Raw genomic sequence first — 4,339 nt, forward strand, 5'->3', positions numbered from 1 at the left:
GAAAGGTGCGTTACGGCGCTTTGTTATTTTTTAGAATTAAATCCTAGTTTGTAGTAAGCGCCTAACGAACCCTACACTTTTACCTCAATCAAAATTAACCATAGTAATTATGCACAAAAGATTCGTTAATCATTGCACTATTGATATTAATTTAATTCCCGACAGACCAATATTAATTAAGTCTGGAAGAGAAGGTGCTGACCCCACAAAACCTCAGATGGAATTTGTTCAAACTTACTACAATGGTGAGCCATCTATCTATTTACCAGGTAGTAGTTTAAAAGGTGCTATTCGCGCTCATGCTGAAAGAATTGTTAGGACAGTTGGTAGGGAAAAAAGAGATGAAAAAAATCCCGATATTCTTTGGGCAAGTAATCCTGTAAATCAAGGTGAATATGACTATTTAAAAGATTTACCACCCCATGAAATTTATCATAAATCGTCTTTTACAGACCAGATGTTTGGTAATACTTCTATTGCTAGTCGTATCAGAATAGAAGATGCTTATCCTATCGATATTAAACAATTAAAAACAGAGGAAAGAAATGGAGTAGCAATTGATAGAGTATTCGGTTCTGTAGCAGTCGGACCTTTTAATTTTCAAGTTTGTACTTCTGGAGAATTTAAGACTAAAATTCATCTGAAAAATTTTACATTAGCTCAATTAGGTTTAATTGGTTTGGTATTGAGAGACTTAAATGAAGGTTGGTTTGGCATCGGTTTTGCTAAATCTCGTGGGTTAGGAACTGTGAAAGTTAAATATAATTCCGCAGTTGTCAAATATCCTAGTTGTCAAGTAGAAGAAAAGCAAATTTTTACTTTTGGCAAAGACAAAAAATCATGGTTCCATCCCCATAATTTTTTATTAGGAGCTGGAGAATTTTTATCAGAAGATGAGGCAAAAAATTATGGTTTTCCTAAACCCGATAAAATAGAAACTCCTGTCGTCGCTCAACCAATGGAATTAGGATTTGGAGTTGAATTAACTTGGGATGGAGATGAGCAAGTTCAGGATTTATTTAGAAGAGCGGTTAAAGTTTGGAGTATACTTTTAGGAGGAAAAGCAGCATGAGTTTTGTCGGAACTAAACAAATAAATAATCCCGATGAGTTGAACAAATTATTAACTAAAATTTCTGATGAAAATAGTTATTATTTCCTACGTTTTCCTCATAAAGTAAGCGGTATTGTCAAAAAAATACCATCTGAATTTCCTGGTATAGAAGGGCAAATGTTTAACCAAGATTTAGAGTTGCGTTGGAAAAAAAATCTGAAAGGTTATCAAATTTTAGTTTTGAGTGATTCTGATTCTATACCTCAGTCTATATCTGACTTTAAACCTGTAGGAAAAACTTGGGAAACTAAAAGAAGAAATATTGTTGCTTATAGAAAAAAAGAGTTAGAAACTTGGGAAGCTAAAAGAACATATATTACTCCTTATATAACAGCAGAAATAGAAACTCGCTTTCCTAGAAAATTTAAAGTAGAACTTGACGATAATCTAAATATAGCTCAACGCTATTTTATGGATTCTCAAACTGCTACTGTACATTTTATTGCTTTAACAATTGTAGTAAAAAACCAAAATGACTAATAATCACTCTGAAGAAAATCCTGATTCTAAACCATATCAATTAATCCCCTTTTCTGGCAGAACACCCCACCTAGAATCTCCTGCTGGACACAGTAAATTTAAAGGTGATTTGTTACATGGAAATTTATTCTTAAATCTCACAGTCAAGACAGCTTTACATATTTCTACAGGTATAGTTGTTTTAGGTACTGATGTGGGAAAAAACTCAATTCCTTTGATTAAAACTATGACTCAAGACATGAATAATAGTTTGATAATTCAAGGTAGTTCTTTGAAAGGTTGTATTCGTTCTGTTTATGAGGCAATTACTAATAGCACTTTAGGAGTTATTACAAACAAATATGATAGTAGAATACCTCGAAAATATTTACCATTTGGTCATCGAAATAGTTTATGTTCTCTAGATGAACTTTGTCCTGCTAGTCGTGTATTTGGTGCTATGGGTTGGCAAGGTTTAATTGAATTTACAGATGCTAAATATAAAGAAGTTAGTTCTGTAGGTTTTATGCCTTGTTTAAATCGTCCTAGACCGGAAATTAATGATGAGGGGAAAAAAAATCCTATCTATTTTAATGAAGAAGGTAAAGTTAGAGGTCGAAAATTTTATTACAATACGAATAGAGCAATTGACAAAGGTAAAGATAAAGGTATTCCGGTACAGCAAGCTAAAGATAAATATATTTTTACCACTAAATTGCAGTTTAAAAATTTAAAACCAGAAGAATTAGGAACTCTATTTATTGTTCTGGGATTAGACGATAATTATCCCCTTGCTTTAAAAGTTGGTGCAGGTAAACCAGTAGGTTTTGGTACTATTAAAATAGAAGTAACTGAAGCTAATATCTTCCAAAATAAGCAAGATTTGAAAAATCGCTATTCTAATTATACACCTCCAGAAAGTAACAACTTAACTGGAACAGAATTAAAGGAATTTATAACTCAAAAAATTGCAGATGCTCACAATAGTAATTTGCTGGATAAAAATCTATTAGCAGGAGTAGCTGAAGTGCTAGAGTATCCAACTAACCGCGAACCAAAGGAGGGAAATTATTAATGGTTCTAAATGACTCTCAAAGTGAAAATTTAACAGACGAACAATGGAATATTGCTCATAAAATAGCCAATGATTTGACTATAGAAGAAACCGATGTCAATGAGTTGAGAAAAATTATTTCTTATCTACAATTTACTAACAGAGATAATATAGGTTCTAGTTTTTTTGTATATTTAAAAGTTTTAGCAAGAAATGGAAATAATACCCGACATAGTAAAAAAACTCCTGAATATGACGAAAACTTGGAAATTACCTGTAAAAAACATCTCAAAAAATATGAGAATAATCCTCAAGTAATGTTAAAAATTTTGGGTTGGGCATCTCGGTTAATGAAATATTATAAAGTTGCTCCTGTTGGTGAAACTGTAGATAATAGTTCTAATATTTCTGAACCTACAATTTCTCAAAGACAAGAAAAAATAGAGGAATCAAAAAAAGCTCTTCAATTAAAAGAAGGAGATATTTTAGATGCCAAAGTAATTAAAAAGTCTTCTACTGGCAAAAAGGTTACTTATGAAATTGATGGTATTCCTTATACGGAAAAAGAGCCAAAGAATTTCGATAATGAAAATCTTGTTGAGAATGGAAATGTCAAAGTTGCAGTTAAATCTTTGAAGGAAGATGGCAGTATTAACCATATTAAATTTTACAAAGAATAGGTTGATTGAATCAAGACTTACGCAGAACCAAGATATTAGACATCTCCATAAAAGACGGAGTAGGGAGAAAAAATTGATTATTTCTGTACGATAATTGATTTTAATTTTTATTATTGGAGATGTCTATTGAGCGAACGGCCGTTCGCCCCTACAAATGGTGTACAATTAACTGTTTTGCGTAAGTCCTAATTATTGATTATAATATGAATAAAATGTAAAGTTTTATAAACTAAAGGTCAAATATGCAAAATCTAAGTTTAGAACAAATATCCGCTCAACTAGATAGCGAAAATTCTCGCGATCGCCTCCTCGCTCTTGCTTCTCTACGGGAAGTATCTGCGACTGAAGCGGTGCCTCTCATCAAAAAAGTATTGTATGACCCCAACTTACCAGTACGTTCGATGGCAGTATTTGCTCTGGGTGTGAAACAGACAGAGGAATGCTACTCAATTTTAGTAGAATTATTGGAAAAAGACGAAGATTATGGTGTTCGTGCTGATGCAGCAGGAGCTTTAGGTTATTTGGAGGATGTTAGAGCGTTTGAACCTCTGGCGCGAGCATTTTATGAAGATACCAGTTGGTTAGTACGTTTTAGTGCAGCCGTTTCTCTGGGAAACATCAAAGATAAACGTGCCCACGATTTATTGATAGAAGCTTTGGATAGTCAGGAGTTAGTAATACAACAAGCAGCGATCGCCGCTTTAGGAGAAATTGGAGACTTAGAAGCAGTGGATAATGTTCTTAAATTTGCCTCTTCGGAAGATTGGTTGATTCGTCAAAGGTTAGCAGAAGCGTTAGGAAATATGTCTACTCCGAAAAGTGTATCTGCTTTGAAATATTTGGAAAAAGATACTCATCCTCAAGTGTCTCAAGCAGCAAGTATTTCTTTGCAACGTTTATTAGGGTAGGAGTCAGGAGTGAGGAGTTAAGAATCAGGAGAAATGGTAATTACAGAGGAAGATAGCTGCTCTGTTATAAGGGAGCATCATAATAGGAAAACCCTAACATTGATTGGTTTTCCCCACTCCCCCAC

At 33.5% G+C, this 4,339-nt stretch carries 5 protein-coding genes; all 5 read left to right on the plus strand.

Annotated elements, in window-relative coordinates; all coding sequences use genetic code 11:
• Positions 1 to 109: 109 nt before the first annotated feature.
• The 5 genes from AFK68_RS28860 to AFK68_RS28880 all read left to right on the plus strand — a co-directional run bounded on the left by AFK68_RS28860 (position 110) and on the right by AFK68_RS28880 (position 4,214).
• The gene (locus AFK68_RS28860) at positions 110 to 1,072 is read left to right on the plus strand and encodes an RAMP superfamily CRISPR-associated protein (protein ID WP_094677230.1); all 963 of its coding nucleotides are present in this window, start codon (positions 110 to 112) and stop codon (positions 1,070 to 1,072) included.
• Entirely contained in the window at positions 1,069 to 1,593 is a 525-nt protein-coding gene (locus tag AFK68_RS28865) for a hypothetical protein (RefSeq protein ID WP_094677232.1), read from the plus strand. The genes AFK68_RS28860 and AFK68_RS28865 overlap by 4 nt, the downstream gene beginning before the upstream one ends.
• Positions 1,586 to 2,647 carry an RAMP superfamily CRISPR-associated protein gene (locus AFK68_RS28870; RefSeq protein WP_094677234.1) on the plus strand — a complete coding sequence of 354 codons (1,062 nt, stop codon included), beginning with the start codon at positions 1,586 to 1,588 and terminating at the stop codon, positions 2,645 to 2,647. The genes AFK68_RS28865 and AFK68_RS28870 overlap by 8 nt, the downstream gene beginning before the upstream one ends.
• Positions 2,647 to 3,306, plus strand: a complete 660-nt coding sequence (locus AFK68_RS28875; RefSeq protein ID WP_094677236.1) for a hypothetical protein — start codon at positions 2,647 to 2,649, stop codon at positions 3,304 to 3,306. Before AFK68_RS28870 ends, AFK68_RS28875 begins: the two co-directional genes overlap by 1 nt.
• Positions 3,307 to 3,548: 242 nt before the next feature.
• The gene (locus AFK68_RS28880; RefSeq protein WP_094677238.1) at positions 3,549 to 4,214 is read left to right on the plus strand and encodes a HEAT repeat domain-containing protein; all 666 of its coding nucleotides are present in this window, start codon (positions 3,549 to 3,551) and stop codon (positions 4,212 to 4,214) included.
• Positions 4,215 to 4,339 lie beyond the last annotated feature (125 nt).

Source organism: Hydrocoleum sp. CS-953 (assembly GCF_002260545.1).
Taxonomy (GTDB): Bacteria; Cyanobacteriota; Cyanobacteriia; order Cyanobacteriales; family Microcoleaceae; genus Trichodesmium.